The following is an 18,966-nucleotide window of genomic DNA, read 5'->3' as shown; positions in this document are numbered from 1 at the left end:
CCCCCGCCGGGCCGCTGGTGCGGCGGCGGGGCCGAAGCGGTGCGGGGCGGCGGCGCGACCAGCGGAGCGCCACAGCCGAATGATCGAGCGGGTGAGCGCGTTGCGCCCGCGGTCTCGACGGCACCGTCCCCGCCCCCGGCGGCGGCGAGATGCCGGCCACGTTCGCCGCGAGCATCATGCCGGTGGAATTCCTGTTGCACGCGTGGGACATGGCCCAGGGCAGCGGCACACCTCTGGTCGTCAGTGACGAGGTCGTCGCCTACGTCCACAAGCTCGCCGAGCAGATCGTCCCCGGGGCCCGCGGTCCCGCGTTCGGCGACGAGGTCGCCCCGTCCACGGATGCCGACCCGATGGAGCGGCTGGCCACTTTCGCTGGCCGTCGCCCCGTGGCTGGGTGACAGGATCCGACCATGCAGATGCCCAAGCCCACCGAGGCTGACAAGCAGTTCTTCCGGTCCGTCGTCTCCGAGGCGCCGGGGGTCGAGGTCAAGCCGATGTTCGGCAACCTGGGCGCGTTCATCAACGGCAACATGTTCGCCGGGCTGTTCGGCTCGTCCGTCGGCGTGAAGCTCGCCGCCGACGACCTGGCCGAGCTGGCGACGATCGAGGGTGCCCGACCGTTCGGCCCAGCCGAGCGGCCGATGGGTGGATACCTGTCACTGCCCTCTTCATTTACTGCCGAGCAGGCGACCCTGTGGGTCAACAAGGCGCAGGCGTACGTCGCGACGCTGCCGCCCAAGCTCAAGAAGAAGAACTAGCCTCGGCCTTTCCACGGCGGTCGTGATCTTGGATGTTCGGCGGGTGGGTAGATGTGGCGAAGTGCCTGCCACGTAAGGAAAACTGCCCGGTGTCGAGTCGTGCAGGTACCCCGCGTGCGAGGCACTTGTGGCGGAGCGTCGCGTGTGTCGATGCGCTTGCCCGGCGGCGGATTGGCGCACCTGATCCTGGGCCACGGGCCACGGGCCACGGGCCACGGGCGACGCGCGACGCGCGACGCGCGACGCGCGGCATGCGTGCTTGGGCGGTGCGGCTTTGTCATCCTGATGTCGTGGTGTCAGGACGGCGACTGCCGGCACGTGAAGAAGTCGAGGCGTGGTTCGTCGCTCTGCTCGCCGGCACTCGTTCCCGTGACGAGGCGGATCGGTGGTCGGCTCAGTGGTTCGATGACCGGGCCGACGGTGTCGTCGATGATGACGATGTCTGGCGGGCCCTCGATCTTCTTCACGGCATCGATCTGCCCACGGGCGGGGAGGGCAGCTTCCTGCACGACGACGAACAGGTACGGCAGTGGCTCGCGGAGTTCCGTAGCCGCAGTATTACGTCGCCGGCAGACGACGGCTGAGCGGATTGTCGTCGCACCCGCATCGACCACGCCCGACGACGATAGGGGTTGCCATGGCTGGCCGGGCAGCGGCATTACTCATCGGCCTTTCGTTGGCGGTGGCCGGCTGCACCGGCACGGCACCGGACGGCGACGCAACGGCGGCGCGGCAACGCTCTCCCGGGCCGCCGGCAATCCACCTCAGCTGGGAGTCATGCGCCGCCGCCACGTCGGGCATGGAGGTCGACCTCAGCGGAAGTCAGGAAGCGCTGTCGCTGCCGTATCTGGATGAGGGATTCCAGCCGGTGGCTGCGGTCGTCTGCCGGGTCGAGCCGCAGCAGCGGCCGGCCGGCGGCTCGGACCTGGTCGCCGTCGAGGAGTGGGCGGACGATGTGGCCCCGCTGGTGGTGGCCCTACGGCTGCCGGACGAGACGTCGACGGAGGACGCCTGCACGTTGGAGTTGCCGTTCGTACCGTGGCTGGCGCTTCTGGATGCGCAGGGCCGATGGGTCCGCCCCGGCGTGGCGACGGACGGCTGCGGGAAGCCACGCCCGGAGTTCCGCACCGCGTACGACCAGTTGCCGGCCAAGCGAGTCACGACACGGGTGCCACGCGAACTCGAGTCGGATGAGGCCGCGGCCAGCGGGTGCAGCCAGCAGTGGGCGGCCACGGTGTGGGTGACGGGCCAGTTGAGTGGTGGCCAGGACACCACGCCGAACGCTCTGCCCGCCGACGACGCGGACGCTCGCGTCTGCATCTATCGGGTACCCGAAGGCGAGCAGGGCGACGCAAAGCCGGCCGGTGAATTCGAGTCGGGTGGGGAACTGCCCGCCGCCCGGTGGACGGCGCTCAGGCAGGAACTTTCCACCGCCGGTCCGGCCGTCACGTGCAGCACGCCCGGCAGCCGCTTCGCGGTGTTGCACCTGCCCGCCGGGCTGATCTACGTGGAGGCCGACGGCTGCCGGCGGGTCCTGATCGAAAGCGGTAACGGCTCGGGTGCCCTGCGGCAGGGCACAGCCAAACTGACGTCCCTGCTCTTCGACCAGTGACAACCAGTCCGCACCGACGAGGGCACATGCCCGCCCCGAAGGCAAGTATTCGCCTCGCCCGGCCCACCCGTGACCTTGCGGCGGTCGAACGCTTCTACGTGCAGGGTCTGGGACTGGAGGTGCTCTACCGGGCTGCGGGCGACCCAGGGGAGCACGACCTGCTCATGCTGGGCTGGCGCGAGGCGTCATGGCATCTGGAACTGGTTGGGGGCTCAGGCCTGTCCATGCAGCCGACACCGACGGCTGAAGATCTCCTTGTGCTCTATCTGTCCGAACCGATCGACGACGCGCTCGTGGCCCGCCTTGAACAGGCCGGCGGCAAGCGTGTGTCGCCGGGTGCGCACTGGGACCGGTGGGGTGTCACAGTCGAAGATCCGGACGGGTATCGCCTCGTACTGTCCAGCCGCTCGTGGTCCAACGCCGAGTAGCCGCCCGTGCGACTTCCAGCAGGAAACAACGCTCGCCCGGCGGCATAGCGGATACGGTCAGAGGCCAAACATCGGCCGGCAAGCCGCCATCCCGTCCACCCTCACCGCGGGCCGCTTCTCCTGAGTCCACCTCTCCCGGGTGAGCCGTAGGCGGTCGGATACGACGGCCTCGTCGCCGCGGGCGTCAACTGAGATGCCGTCGTGCTCATAGCCGAGCTTGCGGGACACGCCCTGAGAGGCATGGTTGTCCTGGAACACCTCGGTGAGCGCGGCCCGTGCGTCGAGGTGGTCGAAGGCCAGCGTCAGCAGGCCGACCCGAGCCTCGGTTCCGTAGCCGTTGCCCTGGTGTTCGATCCCCAGCCACGCGGATGTCGTGACCTCCCGAACAACCGGGAAGTCGCGCCCTCGAAGCGTGACCAGGCCAAGCGGGTCTCCGTGACGGAAGACCCCAAGCCCCAGCCGCCACGCTGCCACGCTCCAGCCTCCGAGCTGGTCCCAGTGTCCCTGCAGCACGAACCGCGCCCGATCCTCGGGGCCGCCGTCGGTCCACGGCGTCAGGAACGGACGCTCGCCCGCGCGGTGCACGCCCCTGCCTGCGAGGTGAGCGAGCTCCGCCAGTTCCTCCCCACGGGGCAGGCGAAGCTCGAGTCGTGGCGTGAAGATGGTGAGGCCGTATTGGGGCCACAGATCAGAAAGCACGGGCTCGATCCTGACGATCGAGCCCCCGCCGCGCTACTGGTTTGCCGAGAGAGCGCTGTCATCGACACGATCGGACGCCCGACCTGCCGCCGAAGAGTGCATCGGGCAGCGTTCGGATGGACGTTCCGCATGAAATGCACGTGAGGTAGCCGATCCACTGACCGGACGTGGCGTGCGGCATGAACGATCGTCCACTGCCGTGCGTCCAATATCCATCCGGCGGACGGTAGGGTCGGCGACCGTGACCGAGCCCGATTTCCTCACCGCCACCCGCACCTCGTACGACACGATGGTCGCCGACTACACCGAGTTCGTCCGCGACGAGCTGGCCGCCCTGCCGCTCGACCGGGCCATGCTCGCGGCCTTCGCCGAGCTGGTGCTGGCCGGCGGGGGCGGGCCGGTCCTGGAGGTCGGCTGCGGCCCCGGGCGGATCACCCGGCACCTGCACGACCTCGGCCTCGACGCCGCCGGCCTCGACCTGTCGCCGGGCATGATCGCGCAGGCCCGCCGGGACCACCCCGACCTGCGCTTCACCGAGGGGTCGATGCTGGAACTCGACCTGCCCGACGGCGCGCTCGCCGGCCTGGTCGCCTGGTACTCGGTCATCCACCTGCCCGACGACCGGCTGCCGGCCGCCTTCGCCGAGTTCCACCGGGTCCTGGCCCCCGGCGGGCAGCTGCTGCTGGCCTTCCAGCTCGGCGACGAGCCGGTGCACCGCACGGACGCATGGGGACGTGCGGTCTCCCTCACCTTCCACCGGCGCCGGCCCGAGCGGGTGGCGGCGCTGCTGCACGCCGCCGGGCTGGTCGTGCACGCCAGGATGCGGCGCGAGCCGCAGGAGTTCGGCGACCGAACGGAACTCACCCCGCAGGCCTACCTGCTGGCCCGCCGTACGGCGTGACGACCGGCGGTGACCGGGCGGCCACGGCGACTCGTATCCTGTCCCGCGGATCCCGTTCCGCGGACCCGATACGACCCGACGAGGAGGTTGGTGTGAGCAGCCGGACCGAGACGCTGGAGTTCCAGGCCGAGACGCGTCAACTGCTGCAGTTGATGGTGCACTCGATCTACTCCCACAAGGACGTCTTCCTGCGGGAGCTCGTCTCCAACGCCTCTGACGCGCTGGACAAGCTGCGGCTGGAGTCCCTGGTCGACAAGGACCTCGAGGTCGACACCTCCGACCTGCACATCGAGATCGAGGCCGACCCGGCGGCCCGCACCCTGACCGTGCGGGACAACGGCATCGGCATGTCCCGGGAGGACGTCGTCTCCCTGATCGGCACCATCGCCCGCTCCGGCACCGCCGAGCTGCTGCGCAAGCTGAAGGAGTCCAGGGAGGCCGCCTCCCAGGACCTGATCGGCCAGTTCGGGGTCGGCTTCTACGCCACGTTCATGGTGGCCGAGACGGTCACCCTGCTGACCCGCCGCGCCGGCCAGGCCGAGGGCACCCGTTGGGAGTCCACCGGCGAGGGCACCTACGTCGTCGAGACGGTCGACGACGCCCCGCAGGGCACCTCGGTCACGGTGCACCTGAAGCCGGCCGACAGCGAGGACAACCTCGCCGACTACACCGACCACGGCAAGATCCGCGAGATCGTCAAGCGGTACTCCGACTTCATCGCCTGGCCGATCCGGCTCGTCGCGCCGGACGCCGAACCGACGACGCTGAACTCGATGAAGGCGCTCTGGGCCCGGGCGCGCGACGAGGTCGCCGAGGAGGAGTACCGCGACTTCTACCGGCACGTCAGCCACGACTGGACCGACCCGCTGGAGACCATCCACATGCGGGGCGAGGGCGTGTTCGAGTACGAGGCGCTGCTCTTCATCCCCACCCACGCCCCGTTCGACCTGTACCTGGCCGACGGCCGGCGCGGGGTGCAGCTGTACGTCAAGCGGGTCTTCGTGATGGACGACTGCGCCGCCCTCATGCCCAACTACCTGCGGTTCGTCAAGGGCGTGGTGGACGCACACGACCTGTCGCTGAACATCTCCCGGGAGATCCTCCAGCAGGACCGGCAGATCCAGATCGTCCGCCGCCGGCTGGTCCGCAAGGTGCTCGCCACGGTCAAGGAGATGCGCGCCGAGCACGCCGAGCGGTACCGGACGTTCTGGTCGGAGTTCGGCCGGGTGGTCAAGGAGGGGCTGCTGGAGGACCCGGACAACCAGCAGGCGATCCTCGACATCGTCTCCGTCGCCTCCACCCACGACGCCGCCGAACTCACCACCCTGCGCGAGTACGTCGAGCGGATGAGGGACGGCCAGGAGGAGATCTACTACGCCACCGGCGAGACCCGGGCGATGCTGGAGAACTCCCCGCACATGGAGGCTTTCCGCGCCAGGGGCTACGAGGTGCTGCTGCTGACCGACCCGGTCGACGAGGTCTGGGTGGAGCGGGTCGCGCAGTTCGACGGCCGGCCGCTGCGCTCGATCGCCAAGGGCCAGGTGGACCTGGACACCGAGCGGGAGCGCGAGGAGGCCGGCACGGAGCGGGAGCGACAGACCAAGGAGTACGCCGCCCTGCTCGCCTTCCTCGGCGGCGCACTGACCGACAGCGTCAAGGAGGTGCGGCTCTCCTCCCGCCTGACCAACTCGCCGGCCTGCATCGTCGGCGACGCGCACGACATCACCCCGACGCTGGAGAAGATGTACCGCGCGATGGGGCAGGAGGTGCCGAAGGTCTTGCGGATCCTCGAACTCAATCCGACCCATCCGCTGGTCACCGGCCTGCGCGCCGCGCACGAGCGCGGCGGCGAGGAGCCCACCCTCACCGAGACCGCCGAGCTGCTGTACGGCATGGCGCTGCTCGCCGAGGGCGGCGACCTGGCCGACCCGGCCCGGTTCGCCCGGGTCCTCGCCGACCGGCTGGCCCGTACCCTCTGACGCGACGACGGCCCCGGCCGGGTGGGGGAGCACCCGGTCGGGGCCGCCGGCTCAGGAGCCGGCCCGCACGCCCATCGCGGCCCAGGTGGCCGGGCCGACGACCCCGTCCACGGCGAGCCTCGGCATCCCCTGGTACCAGCGGACTCCCGCCTCGGTCTTCGCGTCGAAGGTGCCGCTCGCCGGACCGCACCGCTTCGCGCCCACGAACCGCTGGACGAAGGCCACGTCCGTGCCGTTGCTGCCGCGGCGCAGGGTGCGTGAGCCCGGGCGACCGCCGGACGCCCACGTGGCCGGCCGGCCGGTGGGCGTGGCCGGGGCCGGCTTGACGGCCGCGCGCAGGGCCGCCACGGTTTTCGGACCCACCACCCCGTCCGCGGTGAGCTTCCGGGCGGTCTGGAAGGACCGCACCCAGGCGGCCGTGGCCCGCCCGAACACCCCGTCGGTCGTCAGCCGGGCCCCGAGGCGGTCGGCGGTGGTCTGGAGTTCCCGGACGTCGCCGCCCCGGCAGCCGTCGCGCAGCACCCGGTCGCCGAGCCGCGCCACCTTGGCGGTGGCGATGCCCCACGGCCGGCGGCTGTCCTCCAGGCTCCGCTGGTGGCTGACGCTGACGTGCAGGTGCTTGTCGTGCGGGTTCGGCCCGGTGTGGCGGGCGGGCCGGAAGCTGCGGGTACGGCTCCAGATCATCCGGTTGTAGATGACGTACTGGGTGGACGGATGGGTGACGGCCTGCCGGATGACCAGCAGCGGGTCGATGCCGTCGACGTCGACGTCGACCGCGTTGACCGATTGATCATCATTGTCCGGGTCGTGGCGCTGCGGCGGGTTTGATGATCGGCGTTGCCAAACCAGCCATCTGATCTGTGGTCGCGGTGCGGCCAGCGGGTGTCGATCTCCTCCCGCAGCACCCGCAACACGGGTGCCAGGTGTACGCCCATCTCACTCCTCCTCTTCGAGCACGGCGGCCAGGTCGACGTCGACCTTGTCACCGACCAGGCTTCCGGGTCGTCGTCCTCGTCCACGGTGGCGACGAAATAGTCGGGGTCGATGCTGACGGTGTCCATGAAGGCCCTCCCCCTCGCGGATGGCCGGCCGTCGCGGCCCCAATCAGCGGCAACGCTGGCCGTCCGACAGCGCGCGCCGCCGATCGGGGCCGCCCGACCAGCGGAGACGGCGACGCGCCAGCACCTGATCCGCCGCTCGCCGCAGGGCTTTCGGCCCAGTCGTGACGGGTTTCCGGCGGGCCCTTGTAGAGCACCGCCGGGCGGCCCGCAACTCCAAGGATGATGTCGTCGCTCAGCCGGGTGAAGAACTTCACAAGAAGGAGGCAATCGCCCGAAACAGTTCCTAACGTCGTTCCTGTTCGCGATCGCGGACACCACGGCCGGTAACGCCTAATCCATGCCGCCGGCTGGTGGACCTTGTCACCCGGGCATGGAGCGGGGGACCCACACGTTCCTCGGTGCACCGTCACCTCGGGGTGAAGCCGCCCACGGCGGCCGGGCTCCTCGGCCCGAACCCGACAGCTCACCTCGTCGGCGTGGAGGAATCCACCATGGCAACTGAATACACCGCCCGTCACCGACGGGTCAGCTCGCGCCGCATCGCCGTCGGCACGCTCGCCGTCGGCGCGGTAACCGGGATCGCCGCCGTACTGGCGCCGGCGTCGCCGGCGAGCGCCGCCAGCGTCAACTGGGACGCGATCGCCCAGTGCGAGTCCGGCGGCAACTGGCACATCAACACCGGCAACGGCTACTACGGCGGCCTGCAGTTCTCGCAGCGCACCTGGTCCGGCTACGGCGGCAAGAAGTACGCCGCCCGCGCCGACCTGGCCAGCCGCGGCGAGCAGATCGCGATCGCCGAGAAGGTGCTCGACGGTCAGGGCATCGGCGCCTGGCCGACCTGCGGCAAGAAGGGCGGCTCCACCAAGAGCTACGCCACCACATCGGAGAAGTCGCAGAAGTCGGAGCGGCGCTCCGGGTCGCGCAGTTCGTCGAAGGCCACCTCCACGCAGCGGTCCTCGCGCGGCGAGCAGCACAGCACCCGCAGCCAGCGGCGCAGCGCGCCCGCGGCCACCGGCGACGGGTACGTGGTGCGGCCGGGCGACACCCTGTCGAAGATCGCCGACGTCCGGGACCTGGCCGGTGGCTGGCACGCGCTGTACGAGCGCAACAAGCGCGTGGTCGGCGCCGACCCGGGGCTGATCTTCCCGGGTCAGCAGCTCAGCCTCTGAGGCGTCACCGCCCTGAACGAGGGCAGACTCCACCGTCGACGCCCGGCCGGCTCGTACCGGTCGGGCGTCGACGACCGCTCCGTGGTTCCGCACGTCGGTCCGCTCTCGCGGACGTGCGGGCGGTCGTGTCTCTGCCCGGGCCCGCAGCGCCTCCCAGTGGTCGCGAGCACGGCCAACCGCCGAGACGGACGTGTCCGGCGGATAGGGTTGACCCTGGTGTGCCGGGAAGTCTGGTCGGCGATGGATGACGCGACCCCTGCCGACGAGGAGTTTCCGTGACCGACGCCACCCGGCGCCGTACCAGCCTGTTCGCCCGCCGCTCGTGGGGTGAGACCAGCCGCATCTCCGCTATTCTCCGCAAGGAGACCGTGGGCGGGGCACTCCTGCTCATCGGGGCGTTGCTGGCGCTCGTCTGGTCGAACTCGCCCTGGGCGGACGGCTACCAGTCGGTTCGCGACTTCCGACTCGGCCCGGCGTCCCTGCACCTCGACCTCAGCCTGGCCACCTGGGCTGCCGACGGGCTGCTGGCGATCTTCTTCTTCGTCGCCGGCCTGGAGCTCAAGCGCGAGTTCGTCGCCGGGGACCTGCGTGATCCGCGTCGCGCCGCGGTGCCGGTCGCGGCGGCCGTCGGCGGGGTGTTCGTGCCCGCCGCCATCTACTACGTCATCGCCAGCGGCGGGGGCGCGGGCGCGGCCAAGGGGTGGGCCATCCCGACCGCGACCGACATCGCCTTCGCGCTGGCGGTCCTCGCGGTGGTGGGCCGGTTCCTGCCCTCCGCGCTGCGTACCTTCCTGCTCACCCTGGCGGTCGTCGACGACCTGCTGGCGATCGTCATCATCGCGGTCTTCTACACCGCCGACCTGGCGGTCCTGCCGCTGCTGGGCGCCCTGGTGCCGCTGGCGGTGTTCGGGTTGCTGGTGCAGCGCCGCGTCCGGTCCTGGTGGCTGCTGCTGCCCCTCGCCGCGGTGACGTGGGCGCTGATGCACGCGTCCGGCGTGCACGCGACCGTCGCGGGAGTCCTGCTGGCCTTCACCGTGCCGGTGATCCGTAGCGAGGCCGCCGGTGGACCGGATGCAGGACCAGGCCTGGCCGAGCATTTCGAGCACCGGTTCCGGCCGATCTCCGCCGGGGTGGCGGTGCCGGTCTTCGCGTTCCTCTCCGCCGGCGTCACCGTCGGTGGTGTCGCCGGCCTGGCCACCGCCCTGACCGACCGGGTGGCGCTGGGCATCGTCGTCGGCCTCATCGTCGGCAAGCCGGTCGGCATCATGGCCGCCACCTGGCTGGTCTCCCGGTTCACCCGTGCCGACCTCGACGAGGGCCTCAACTGGCTCGACGTGCTCGGCCTGGCGCTGCTCGGCGGGATCGGCTTCACCGTGTCCCTGCTCATCGGCGAGCTGGCCTTCGGCCTGGGCAGCGAGCGGGACGACCACGTGAAGGTCGCCGTGCTCGCCGGGTCCCTGCTCTCGGCGCTGCTCGCGACGTTCATCCTCCGCGCCCGTACCCGCCTGTACCGGCGGGTGCACGAGGCGGAGACCGTCGACCGCGACCGGGACGGCGTCCCGGACGTCTACGAGTCGCAGACCGACGCCGCTGGTCGGTGAGCCGATCCGGGCTCGGTCATCCGAGGAGGCTGAGAGCCGATCGGTGCGTCCACCCGCTGGTGCCAGGTGGTTATGATCACCGGGATCCGTGGAGCGCCGGGAAGTCTGGTCGGCACGATGACAGTCCGCGCCCTCCGGAGGTCGACCCGTGCTGCTGCTGTCCTTTGCCGCTGTCCTGCTGGCCGCCGTGCTCGTGTCGGCGTTGGCCCACCGGACCATCCTCTCCACGGCGGCGCTGTTCCTGGTCGCCGGGTTCGTCCTCGGCGAGGACACCACCGGGGTGCTGCACCTGCGGGCCGACTCGCCGATCGTCGCGCAGCTGGCGGAGCTTGCCCTGTTCGCGGTGCTGTTCACCGACGGCATGCGGGTCGGTTGGGCGGACCTGCGCGCCGCGTGGCGGCTGCCGGGTCGCGCGCTGGGCTGGGGCCTGCCGCTGACGCTGCTGGTCACGGCGGTGCTGGCGCATTTCGTGGTCGGACTGGACTGGCCGGAGGCGCTGCTGGTCGGGGCGATCCTCGCTCCGACCGACCCGGTGTTCGCCGCCGCGCTGGTCGGCAACGACAAGGTTCCGGCCCGGCTGCGGCACCTGCTCAACGTCGAGTCGGGCGTCAACGACGGCCTGGCCCTGCCGTTCGTGGTGGTGCTGCTGGCCGTTGTCGCGGGCTCGGAGGACCTGCACCTGGGGGAGTTGGCCACCGAACTCGCGGTCGGGTTGCTGATCGGGGTGGTGGTGCCGTTGGCGGCGATCGCGTTGGAGCGGACCCGCTGGTTCGCCGCGTCGGCGGCGTACGCGCCGCTGAACGGGGTGGCGATCGGGCTGTTGGTGCTGGCGTTGGGCAAGGTCACCCACGGCAACCTGTTCCTGGCCGCGTTCGCCGCCGGGATCACCGTGGCGACGTTCGGGCCGCGGGAGCGGGCGGCCTTCGAGCACTTCGGGGAGAACGTCGCGGAGTTGCTGAAGCTGGCCGCGTTGCTGGTGTTCGGGGCGCTGATCTCGGTGGAGTTCCTGGGGGAGATCTCCTGGGCCGGGTGGGTGTTCGCCGTGCTGGCGATCGTCGTGGCCCGGCCGGTGGCGCTGTGGATCTCGTTCCTCCGGTCCGGGCTGAGTCTGCGGGAGCAGGCCGCCGCGATGTGGTTCGGGCCGAAGGGGTTCGCGTCGGTGGTCTACGGGCTGCTCGTGCTGGAGTCCGGCATCGCCGCCGGGGACGAGGTCTTCCACCTGGTGGCGCTGACGATCGTCATCTCGATCCTGGCGCACTCGTCCACCGACGTAGTGGTCGCCCGTGCCTTCGACGACGCCCGGGACACGCCGAACTGGCACGGGGTCCTGCGGCGCATCACGTGGCGGCGGCCGGCGGCCGTCCCGCGGCAGGACGCCGGCCGGTCGGCGTCCGACGAGTTGTCCGGTCCGTCCGGCGGTCAGGCGAGCGCGAAGTAGCGCAGCCACAGGTACGGCACGGCCAGCCCGACGGTGACCAGGGTGACCACCAGGCCGTAGCGGGTGAACTGCCAGAAGCTGATGCGCTGGCCGGCGCGTTCGGCGAGGCCGAGGATGACGACGTTGGCCGACGCGCCGACGGCGGTGGCGTTGCCGCCGAGGTCGGCGCCGAGGGCGAGGGCCCACCAGAGCACCCGGGACTGCCCGGTGCCGCCCTGCGCGTGGACCAGGTCGGCGACGACCGGGCTCATGGTGGCGACGTACGGGATGTTGTCCACGATCGCCGACAGGGCGGCGGACCCCCAGAGCAGCACCATGGTGGCGGGCTGCAGCCGGTCGGCGGTGGCGTCGATCGCGGCCCGCGAGATCTGCTCGACCACACCGGTGTTGACCAGGGAGCCGACCATGATGAACAGACCGGCGAAGAAGACCAGGGTGGGCCACTCGACGTCCCGGCTGATCTCCCCGGCGTCCAGGCGGGACAGCGCGAGCAGCAACAGGCCGCCGAGCATCGCGACCACCGCCGGTTCCAGGTGCAGGGTGGTGTGCAGGACGAACGCGGCGGTGACCGCGCCGAGCACGGCCAGCCCCAGCACGAGCAGCCGGCGGTCGCGGATGGCGTCGCCCTCGCGCAGCGCGGCGATCTGCGCGGCTCGGTCGGGGTCGTAGCGGAACGCCGACCGGAAAAGCACCCGGCACAGGCCGAGGAAGACCAGCAGCAGCAGCGCGACGAAGGGGGCGAGGTGGACCAGGAAGTCGTTGTAGGTGAGGCCGCCCCGGCTGGCGATGATGATGTTGGGCGGGTCGCCCACCAGCGTCGAGGTGCCGCCGATGTTCGAGGCCATCGCCTCGGCGATCAGGAACGGCACCGCCGGCACGCCGAGCCGCTCGCAGACCAGGAACGTCACCGGCGCGATGAGCAGCACGGTGGTGACGTTGTCCAGCGCCGCCGAGGCGACTGCGGTGATCAGAACCAGGAGCACCATCACCCGGAACGGCCGGCCCCGGGCTCGTTTGGACGCCCACACGGCGACGTACTCGAACGCGCCCGTCCGCTTGAGCACGGCGACGATGAGCATCATGCCGACCAGCAGGAAGATGACGTTCCAGTCAATACCGGATTCTGCCGAGAAGAACGCGGCCTCGGCGTCGGTGGCTCCGATCAGGAACATCACCGCCGCCCCACCCAGCGCGGCGGCCACCCGGTGGATCTTCTCGGTGGCGATCAGGACGTACGCGACGGTGAAGACGGCCACGGCCGCCCAGGCGATCCCGGTCACGCGGTGCCCAGCATCCGGTCGAGCAGCCCGTCGAGGGTGATCCCCCCGGTCATCGGCCCGCCCCGGTCGGCGACCGCGACCAGCGGGCTGCGCTTCTGCGCCATCACCGCCGCGATCTCCAGCACCGTCGCCTCCGGCTCCACCACGGGTGGCTCCGGACGGCCGGGCGGCAGCAGGTCGGCGACCGTGCGGCCCTCCGCGCCGCGCAGGAACAGGTCCGCGGAGGGCTCGTCGATCATCCGGGCCAGGGTGGGGTCCTCCCGGCAGTAGGTGGGGATGACCAGCCGGAGCACCTGCGTGCCGGGCAGCACCGTGACGGGACATCCGCGCTCGTCAACCACGATCAGGCCGGGCAGGTTGTGGCCGGCCAGCAGTCGGGCCGCCGCCAGCACGGGGGCGCCGAGCCGGATGGTGGGGAAGGGGACCGCCAGATCTCGCGCGCGCACGGTGACTCCTCGGGGATCGTGGACGGACGGGTCACCCGTCGACCGCACCTCCCGCCCGCCCTCGATCACCCTAGTCGTCCTCCGGCGGCTGGTCCGCTCCGCGCGTGCCGGGCTGTCCGGACTGCCCCGCGCGTGGCCGCTCCCCCGCGCCGAAGGCCTCAGGTGGCCAGGTCCCGGCGGTCGAAGGTCGTCACCGCCACGACCAGCAGGACCAGGGCGGTCCCGGCCAGCGTGGCGAGGTCGGCCCACTGGAAGCCGTGCCGCAGCGGTTCTGCGCCGATGTAGTGGTGGAACGGGGAGAGGTGGCGCAGTGCCCCGGCGCCGATCTGGCCGGCGAGAGCCTGGGCGGCGTAGGTCAGCACCACCGTGGCCGCGCTGCCGCCGAGCGCCGCGCCGCGGCTGCCGGTGGCCGCGCCGATGGCCAGGGCGAGGGTGCCGAAGACGACGACGAGCAGCGCCAGGGCCAGGCACTGGGCGGCGAACCCGTCGACGCCGATGTCGTCCAGGTTGGCGCCGGGGCGTACGGCCAGCATGGCCACCCAGACGGCGCCGGCGATGAGGGCGGCGCCCGCGGTGAGGGCCGCGAAGCGGTGCAGCACCACCTTCGTGCGGGACACCGGGTGGGCCAGCAGGAGGTCGAGGTGGCCGGCCTCCTCGTCGCCGGCGATCGCCCGGGCCCCGGTGGCGATGCCCCAGCCGACGGCGATCAACGGGACGATGATGCCGAACACACTGGAGCCGAGGTAGCCGGCGGCGGAGGTGAGGTCCTCCATGCGCAGCGCCGCGCGCAGCGCGGGGGAGAAGCCCTGTGCCGCCTGGCCCATCGCCCCGTCGGCGACCTGGGGGTAGAAGCCGGCGTAGAGGGCGCCGACCAGCGCGGTGCCGACGGTGAATCCGGTGAGCGCCCGGCGTCCCTCCCACAGGGTGCGGGTCATGATGTCAGGCACGGTCGGCCTCCACGGTGTCGTCGGTGCGGTAGTGGGCGAGAAAGAGGTGTTCCAGGTCCGGCTCGGTCACCCGGAGCCGGGCCAGGTGGTGCCCGGCGAGGAGGCGGATCAGCCCGTCGGGGCTGCCGGAGAGCCGCAGGCGTGCGGTGACCCCGTCGACCACCAGGTCGGAGACCTCCGGCAGGGCGGCGAGCCCGGTGTGGTCGGCGGGCCCGACGAAGGCGACCTCCACGTCGTGGGCGGCCAGGTCGCGCAGCCGGGCGACGGTGTCCAGGGCGACGAGCCGGCCCTCGCGGATCATGCCGACCCGGTCGGCCACCGCCTCCACCTCGGCCAGCACGTGCGACGACATGAAGACGGTCTGCCCGGCCTGCTTCGCTTCGCGTACCAGGTCGAGGAAGGTGTGCTGTACCAGCGGGTCCAGCCCGGTGGTCGGCTCGTCGAGGATCAGCAGGTCGGGTCGGTGCATGAAGGCCTGGACCAGGCCGACCTTCTGCCGGTTGCCCTTGGACAGTGCGCCGATCCGGGCGCCCAGGTCGAGATCCAGTCGGCCGGCCAGTTCCTCGACCCGGGCCTTCGGTACGCCGCTGCGCAGCGCGGCGAGGAAGCCCAGGCACTGGTCGACCCGTTGGTGGGGGGCGACCATGAAGTCGCCGGGCAGGTAGCCGATCCGCCGGTGCAGGCGTACGGCGGCCCGACGGCAGTCCTCGCCGAACAGGAGGGCACGGCCGCTGGTGGGGCGGATCAGGTCCAGCAGCAGCCGGATGGTGGTGGACTTGCCCGCGCCGTTCGGCCCGAGGTACCCGAAGACCTCGCCCTCGGCCACCGTCAGGTCCAGTCCGGCCAACCCGCGACGGCGGCCGTACGTCTTGGTCAGTTCTTCGAGTCGGATGACCTCACTCATGTCTCCGAGTGTATCGAACTCTCAAAGATTTCTGAAGATCCAAAGATGCTAGGGTTCAGGACGGATCGAGAGGAAGGCGACGGCATGACGGCGACGAGCGAACCGGCGGAACGGCTCGCCCTGACCCTCGCCGAGGGGGGTCTGCAACGGATGACGGCCCGGGTGCTGGCGGCGCTGCTCTTCACCGAGCAGGAGACGATGACCGCGGGTGAGATGGCCGAGGCGCTCAGCATCAGCTCGGGCAGCGTCTCCACTGCGCTGAAGTCACTGATCGGCGTGGGGCTGATCGAGCGGGTGCCCGCGCCGGGCAGCCGCCGCGAGCACTTCCGCATCCGCGAGGGCGCCTGGGCCACCCTGATGTCCACCCAGAACGCCGTCGTCACCGTCATGCGTGACGCCGCCGAGCAGGGCATCGCGGCGACGGGTCCGGACAGCCTGGCCGGCCGCCGCCTCGCCGAGATGCGGGACTTCTACGACTACCTCTGGCGGGAGCTGCCCGCCCTCATCGACCGGTGGCGTGCCGACCGGGTCAGCTCCCGGTAGGTGACGCTCAGGCTAGGCCGACGGTGACGTCCGGGGGCGTGGCCAGGGTGTTCTCCACGGTGCAGTGCGAGGCCACCGCGAGCAGCGCGGCCCGCCGGTCGGCGGGCAGGCTCGGCGGGACGTGCACGGTCAGCCGGATCTTCCCCACCCGGGCCGGCCGGTCGGGGGCCATCTCGTAGTCGCCGGAGACCCGCAGCCCTTCGCGGCCGAGCCCGTGCCGGGTCAGGTACCAGCCGGCGTAGAAGGCCACGCAGGTGGCGAGCGACCCGACCAGGAGCTCGACGGGGGTGGGGGCGCTGTCGGCGCCGCCATCGGCGACCGGCTGGTCCACCCGGACGCGGTGGTCGCGCACCGCGAACTCGTACGCCTCGCCGTCGAGGAACCGGGCGTCGATCCGGCGGGTGGTGACCTTGGACTGCTGCCGCATGTCGTCCTCCTTGCTCGTCCTGCACCACCAGTGAACACCCTTTTGGGTTTCCGACGCAGGCGTCGTCGGCTCCTGTCATCGGGACCTTTGCCCGCCCGTGCGTCAGGCCGGGTACGCCCGGGTCTCGCTGGCCTTGACCGCCGCCCACACCCGCTGTCCGGGTACCAGCCGCAGCTGGGCGGCGGCGGCCGGGGTGACGTCGGCGGCGGCCGTGACCGTGCCGGCGAGCTGCACGCGCAGGTTGTCCCCGTGCCGCTGCACCCCGGCGACCGTGGCCGGCCAGGTGTTGCGGGGGCTGCCCTCGGGCTGCTGCGGGTGCAGGGCGACCGCGGCGGGCGGGAAGACCACGAAGGCGTCGCCGTCGAGCCGGTCGGCGGTGGCCAGCGCGAAGCCGTCACCGAGGCGGATCCGGTGCCCGTCGGCGCGGCCCCGGTAGAGGTTCAGCCCGACCAGCCGGGCGACGTAGTCGGTGCGCGGCCGGGCGGTGACGGTGGCCGCGTCCCCCTCCTGCACCACCCGGCCGTCCTCGACGATGACGAGCCGGTCGGCCAGGGCGAGCGCGTCCAGCGGGTCGTGGGTGACCAGCAGGGTCGCGCCGTCGTGGTCGGCCAGGTGCCGGTGCAGGTGCGCCCGGGTGTCCAGCCGGGTGCGGGCGTCGAGCGCCGCGAGCGGCTCGTCGAGCAGGAGCAACCTCGGGCGTACGGCGAGCGCGCGGGCCAGCGCGACCCGCTGGGCCTGCCCGCCGGAGAGCTGCCGCGGCCTGCGCCGGGCGTGTTCGGACAGCCCGACCCGGTCCAGCCAGCCGGCGGCCTGTTCGCGGGCGGCCCGCCGGTCGAGGCCCTGCCGGCGCGGGCCGAACGCGACGTTGTCCAGCGCGCTCAGGTGCGGGAAGAGCAGGTAGTCCTGAAACACCACGCCGACGCGGCGACGCTCCGGCGGGACCCAGCGTCGCCGGTCGGGCCGGTCCAGGTCGGCGCCGTCGAGCAGGACGTGTCCGGCGGTGAGCGGTTGCAGCCCGGCGAGGGCGCGCAGGGCGGTGGTCTTGCCGGCTCCGTTCGGGCCGAGCAGCGCGACCACCTCCCCGGCGGCGACGCGTACCCGGACGTCGAGGTGGAAGGCGCCCCGGTCGACGACCAGGTGGCCGTCCAGCAGCGGGCCGCTCACGGGCTGCCGATCCAGCGGTCGCGCAGCCCGGCGAGGATCACCACCGAGACGGTGAGCAGGATCAGGCTGAGCACGATCGCGGCGTCCAGGTCGGTCTCCAGGGCCAGGTAGACCGCCAGCGGCATGGTCTGGGTGCGGCCGGGATAGTTGCCGGCGAAGGTGATGGTCGCACCGAACTCGCCGAGCGCCCGGGCCCAGCAGAGCACCGCGCCGGCGGCGACGCCGGGGGCGATCAGCGGGAGGGTCACGTGGGTGAAGGTGGTCCACCGGCCGGCGCCGAGGGTGGCTGCGGCCTCCTCGTAGCGGCTGTCCGCGCCGCGCAGCGCGCCCTCGACGGCGATGACGAGGAACGGCATCGCCACGAACGCCTCGGCGAGCACCACTCCGGTGGTGGTGAACGGCAGGGTGAGGCCGAAGGTGCTGTCCAGCCACTGCCCGAGCAGGCCGTTACGGCCGAAGACCAGCAGCAACGCCATGCCGCCGACCACCGGGGGCAGCACCAGCGGCACGGTGACCAGGGCCCGCACCACCCGCCGCCCGGGGAACTCCACCCGGGCCAGCAGCCAGGCCAGGGGTACGCCGCAGGCCAGGCAGAGCAGGGTGGCCAGGGTGGCGCACTGCACCGACAGTCGCAGCGCGGTGAGCAGGCCCGGCGCGGTCAGCCGCTGCGGCAGCGCCGCCCAGGGGGTACGCGCCAGCAGCCCGGCCAGCGGCAGCACCAGGAAGAGCAGCCCCAGCGCGGCTGGTACGAGCAGCGCGACCGGCACCCGCCGGCCGGGCCGCCGCCGGGTGCGCGGCGCCGGGGCGTCCCGTACGGCGGTCACGACCCGGTGGGCGGCTGGAAGCCGGCGCCGGTGAGCACGGCCCGGCCCTGGTCGGAGAGGACGTGCTCGACGAACGCGCGGGCGGCGGTCGGGTTCGGCGCGTCCTTCAGCACCACCAGCGGGTAGTCGTTGACCGCGCCGGCGGACTCGGGGAAGTCGACGCCGTCGACCTGGGCGGCGGCGGACCGGACGTCGGTGCGGTAGACCAGCGCGGCGTCGACCTCGCCGAGCGTCACCTTGGACAGCGCGCCCTTGACGTCCTGCTCCAGGGTCACCGGGGTCAGCTGCACGCCCGCCGCGTCGAGCGCCCTGGCCGCGGCCGCTCCGCAGGGCACCTGCTCGGCGCAGAGCGCCACCTTGGCGCTGGGCCTGGTCAGGTCGGCCAAGCCGGTGACCCTCGCGGGGTTGCCCTTCGGCACTGCGATGACGAGCTGGTTGCGGGCGAAGACGGTGGGGGAGCCGTCGGCGGCGCCCGCGTCGGTGACGGTGGCCATGTTCTTCGGGGCGGCCGAGGCGAACACGTCCGCCGGCGCGCCCTGGGTGATCTGGGTGGCCAGGGCGGAGCTGCCGGCGAAGTTGAAGGTGACCCGGACGCCCGGGTGCGCGGCTTCGAACTGCCGGCCGAGGGTGGTGAAGGACCCGGTCAGGGACGCGGCGGCGAAGACGGTCACCGTGCCGGTGATCCCGCCGGTCTCGCCCTTGCCGCCGTCGTCGGTCCCGCCGCCGCAGCCGGCGAGGCCGAGGGCGGCCACCATCGGCAGGACGGCCAGGGCGGCGCGGATCCT

21 protein-coding genes and 1 riboswitch are annotated in these 18,966 nt (G+C 72.1%); of the genes, 10 read left to right on the top strand and 11 right to left on the bottom strand.

Features of this window, described 5'->3' with window-relative positions; translation table 11 throughout:
• The first annotated feature begins 149 nt into the window (after window positions 1–149).
• Both AB0I41_RS25015 and AB0I41_RS25010 read left to right on the top strand, forming a co-directional pair.
• Complete coding sequence (locus tag AB0I41_RS25015) at window positions 150–398, top strand: hypothetical protein (protein WP_357112114.1); 249 nt, start codon at window positions 150–152, stop codon at window positions 396–398.
• A 12-nt stretch (window positions 399–410) separates the two neighbouring features.
• On the top strand, window positions 411–758 hold the full coding sequence (locus tag AB0I41_RS25010) for a TfoX/Sxy family protein (protein WP_357112111.1): 348 nt from the start codon (window positions 411–413) through the stop codon (window positions 756–758).
• Between the two features lie 296 nt (window positions 759–1,054).
• Here AB0I41_RS25010 and AB0I41_RS25005 read toward each other — a convergent pair whose 3' ends face one another.
• Complete coding sequence (locus AB0I41_RS25005; RefSeq protein ID WP_357112108.1) at window positions 1,055–1,372, bottom strand: hypothetical protein; 318 nt, start codon at window positions 1,370–1,372, stop codon at window positions 1,055–1,057.
• Window positions 1,373–1,395: 23 nt separating this feature from the next.
• Here AB0I41_RS25005 and AB0I41_RS25000 point away from each other — a divergent pair, with 23 nt between their 5' ends.
• Together AB0I41_RS25000 and AB0I41_RS24995 are read left to right on the top strand one after the other, a co-directional pair.
• Window positions 1,396–2,370: a hypothetical protein gene (locus AB0I41_RS25000; RefSeq protein ID WP_357112105.1), complete on the top strand. Its 975-nt coding sequence runs from the start codon at window positions 1,396–1,398 to the stop codon at window positions 2,368–2,370.
• Window positions 2,371–2,396: 26 nt separating this feature from the next.
• A complete protein-coding gene (locus tag AB0I41_RS24995; protein ID WP_357112102.1) occupies window positions 2,397–2,798 on the top strand; it encodes a VOC family protein in 402 nt (133 codons plus the stop codon).
• A 57-nt stretch (window positions 2,799–2,855) separates the two neighbouring features.
• Here the strand turns inward: AB0I41_RS24995 and AB0I41_RS24990 are convergent, their stop codons facing one another.
• Window positions 2,856–3,497, bottom strand: a complete 642-nt coding sequence (locus AB0I41_RS24990) for a GNAT family protein (protein WP_357112099.1) — start codon at window positions 3,495–3,497, stop codon at window positions 2,856–2,858.
• A 241-nt stretch (window positions 3,498–3,738) separates the two neighbouring features.
• Here AB0I41_RS24990 and AB0I41_RS24985 point away from each other — a divergent pair, with 241 nt between their 5' ends.
• Both AB0I41_RS24985 and htpG read left to right on the top strand, forming a co-directional pair.
• Complete coding sequence (locus AB0I41_RS24985; RefSeq protein WP_357112096.1) at window positions 3,739–4,398, top strand: class I SAM-dependent methyltransferase; 660 nt, start codon at window positions 3,739–3,741, stop codon at window positions 4,396–4,398.
• A gap of 92 nt (window positions 4,399–4,490) precedes the next feature.
• Entirely contained in the window at window positions 4,491–6,377 is a 1,887-nt protein-coding gene (htpG, locus tag AB0I41_RS24980) for a molecular chaperone HtpG (protein WP_357112093.1), read from the top strand.
• 51 nt (window positions 6,378–6,428) lie between these two features.
• On the opposite strand, the gene AB0I41_RS24975 is transcribed toward htpG, so the two are convergent.
• Window positions 6,429–7,061 carry a peptidoglycan-binding protein gene (locus AB0I41_RS24975; protein WP_357112090.1) on the bottom strand — a complete coding sequence of 211 codons (633 nt, stop codon included), beginning with the start codon at window positions 7,059–7,061 and terminating at the stop codon, window positions 6,429–6,431.
• A 694-nt stretch (window positions 7,062–7,755) separates the two neighbouring features.
• Window positions 7,756–7,930: riboswitch (cyclic di-AMP (ydaO/yuaA leader) on the top strand.
• On the opposite strand from AB0I41_RS24975, the gene AB0I41_RS24970 reads away from it, so the two are divergent.
• The 3 genes from AB0I41_RS24970 to AB0I41_RS24960 all read left to right on the top strand — a co-directional run bounded on the left by AB0I41_RS24970 (window position 7,930) and on the right by AB0I41_RS24960 (window position 11,646).
• The gene (locus AB0I41_RS24970) at window positions 7,930–8,607 is read left to right on the top strand and encodes a transglycosylase family protein (RefSeq protein WP_357112087.1); all 678 of its coding nucleotides are present in this window, start codon (window positions 7,930–7,932) and stop codon (window positions 8,605–8,607) included. Its footprint overlaps the riboswitch before it by 1 nt.
• A gap of 275 nt (window positions 8,608–8,882) precedes the next feature.
• Window positions 8,883–10,208, top strand: a complete 1,326-nt coding sequence (nhaA, locus tag AB0I41_RS24965; protein ID WP_357112084.1) for a Na+/H+ antiporter NhaA — start codon at window positions 8,883–8,885, stop codon at window positions 10,206–10,208.
• 148 nt (window positions 10,209–10,356) lie between these two features.
• Complete coding sequence (locus tag AB0I41_RS24960; protein ID WP_357112081.1) at window positions 10,357–11,646, top strand: cation:proton antiporter; 1,290 nt, start codon at window positions 10,357–10,359, stop codon at window positions 11,644–11,646.
• Here AB0I41_RS24960 and AB0I41_RS24955 read toward each other — a convergent pair.
• From AB0I41_RS24955 to AB0I41_RS24940, 4 genes are all read right to left on the bottom strand, one after another.
• A complete protein-coding gene (locus tag AB0I41_RS24955; protein WP_357112078.1) occupies window positions 11,628–12,926 on the bottom strand; it encodes an ArsB/NhaD family transporter in 1,299 nt (432 codons plus the stop codon). The genes AB0I41_RS24960 and AB0I41_RS24955 overlap by 19 nt on opposite strands.
• Window positions 12,923–13,372, bottom strand: coding sequence for a CBS domain-containing protein (locus AB0I41_RS24950; protein ID WP_357112075.1), 450 nt, complete (start codon window positions 13,370–13,372; stop codon window positions 12,923–12,925). The genes AB0I41_RS24955 and AB0I41_RS24950 overlap by 4 nt, the downstream gene beginning before the upstream one ends.
• Window positions 13,373–13,530: 158 nt before the next feature.
• Window positions 13,531–14,319 (bottom strand): ABC transporter permease subunit, encoded by a 789-nt coding sequence (locus AB0I41_RS24945; RefSeq protein WP_357112072.1) that lies wholly within the window; start codon window positions 14,317–14,319, stop codon window positions 13,531–13,533.
• Window positions 14,312–15,223 (bottom strand): ABC transporter ATP-binding protein, encoded by a 912-nt coding sequence (locus AB0I41_RS24940; RefSeq protein WP_357112069.1) that lies wholly within the window; start codon window positions 15,221–15,223, stop codon window positions 14,312–14,314. The genes AB0I41_RS24945 and AB0I41_RS24940 overlap by 8 nt, the downstream gene beginning before the upstream one ends.
• Before the next feature lie 84 nt (window positions 15,224–15,307).
• Between AB0I41_RS24940 and AB0I41_RS24935 the strand changes: the two genes are divergently transcribed.
• Window positions 15,308–15,766, top strand: a complete 459-nt coding sequence (locus AB0I41_RS24935; RefSeq protein ID WP_357112066.1) for a MarR family transcriptional regulator — start codon at window positions 15,308–15,310, stop codon at window positions 15,764–15,766.
• 7 nt (window positions 15,767–15,773) lie between these two features.
• Here AB0I41_RS24935 and AB0I41_RS24930 read toward each other — a convergent pair whose 3' ends face one another.
• From AB0I41_RS24930 to modA, 4 genes are all read right to left on the bottom strand, one after another.
• Window positions 15,774–16,193: an OsmC family protein gene (locus AB0I41_RS24930; protein ID WP_357112063.1), complete on the bottom strand. Its 420-nt coding sequence runs from the start codon at window positions 16,191–16,193 to the stop codon at window positions 15,774–15,776.
• A gap of 102 nt (window positions 16,194–16,295) precedes the next feature.
• Window positions 16,296–17,372, bottom strand: coding sequence for an ABC transporter ATP-binding protein (locus tag AB0I41_RS24925; RefSeq protein ID WP_357112182.1), 1,077 nt, complete (start codon window positions 17,370–17,372; stop codon window positions 16,296–16,298).
• On the bottom strand, window positions 17,354–18,181 hold the full coding sequence (locus AB0I41_RS24920; protein ID WP_357112060.1) for an ABC transporter permease: 828 nt from the start codon (window positions 18,179–18,181) through the stop codon (window positions 17,354–17,356). Before AB0I41_RS24920 ends, AB0I41_RS24925 begins: the two co-directional genes overlap by 19 nt.
• Window positions 18,178–18,963 (bottom strand): molybdate ABC transporter substrate-binding protein, encoded by a 786-nt coding sequence (gene modA / locus AB0I41_RS24915; RefSeq protein ID WP_357112179.1) that lies wholly within the window; start codon window positions 18,961–18,963, stop codon window positions 18,178–18,180. The genes AB0I41_RS24920 and modA overlap by 4 nt, the downstream gene beginning before the upstream one ends.
• Window positions 18,964–18,966 lie beyond the last annotated feature (3 nt).

Origin of the sequence: Micromonospora sp. NPDC050200 (genome assembly GCF_040656135.1) — a bacterium.
Lineage (GTDB): Bacteria > Actinomycetota > Actinomycetes > Mycobacteriales > Micromonosporaceae > Micromonospora.
The sequence above is the reverse complement of the archived record's forward strand: the minus strand, read 5'-3'. Positions and strand labels throughout refer to the sequence as shown.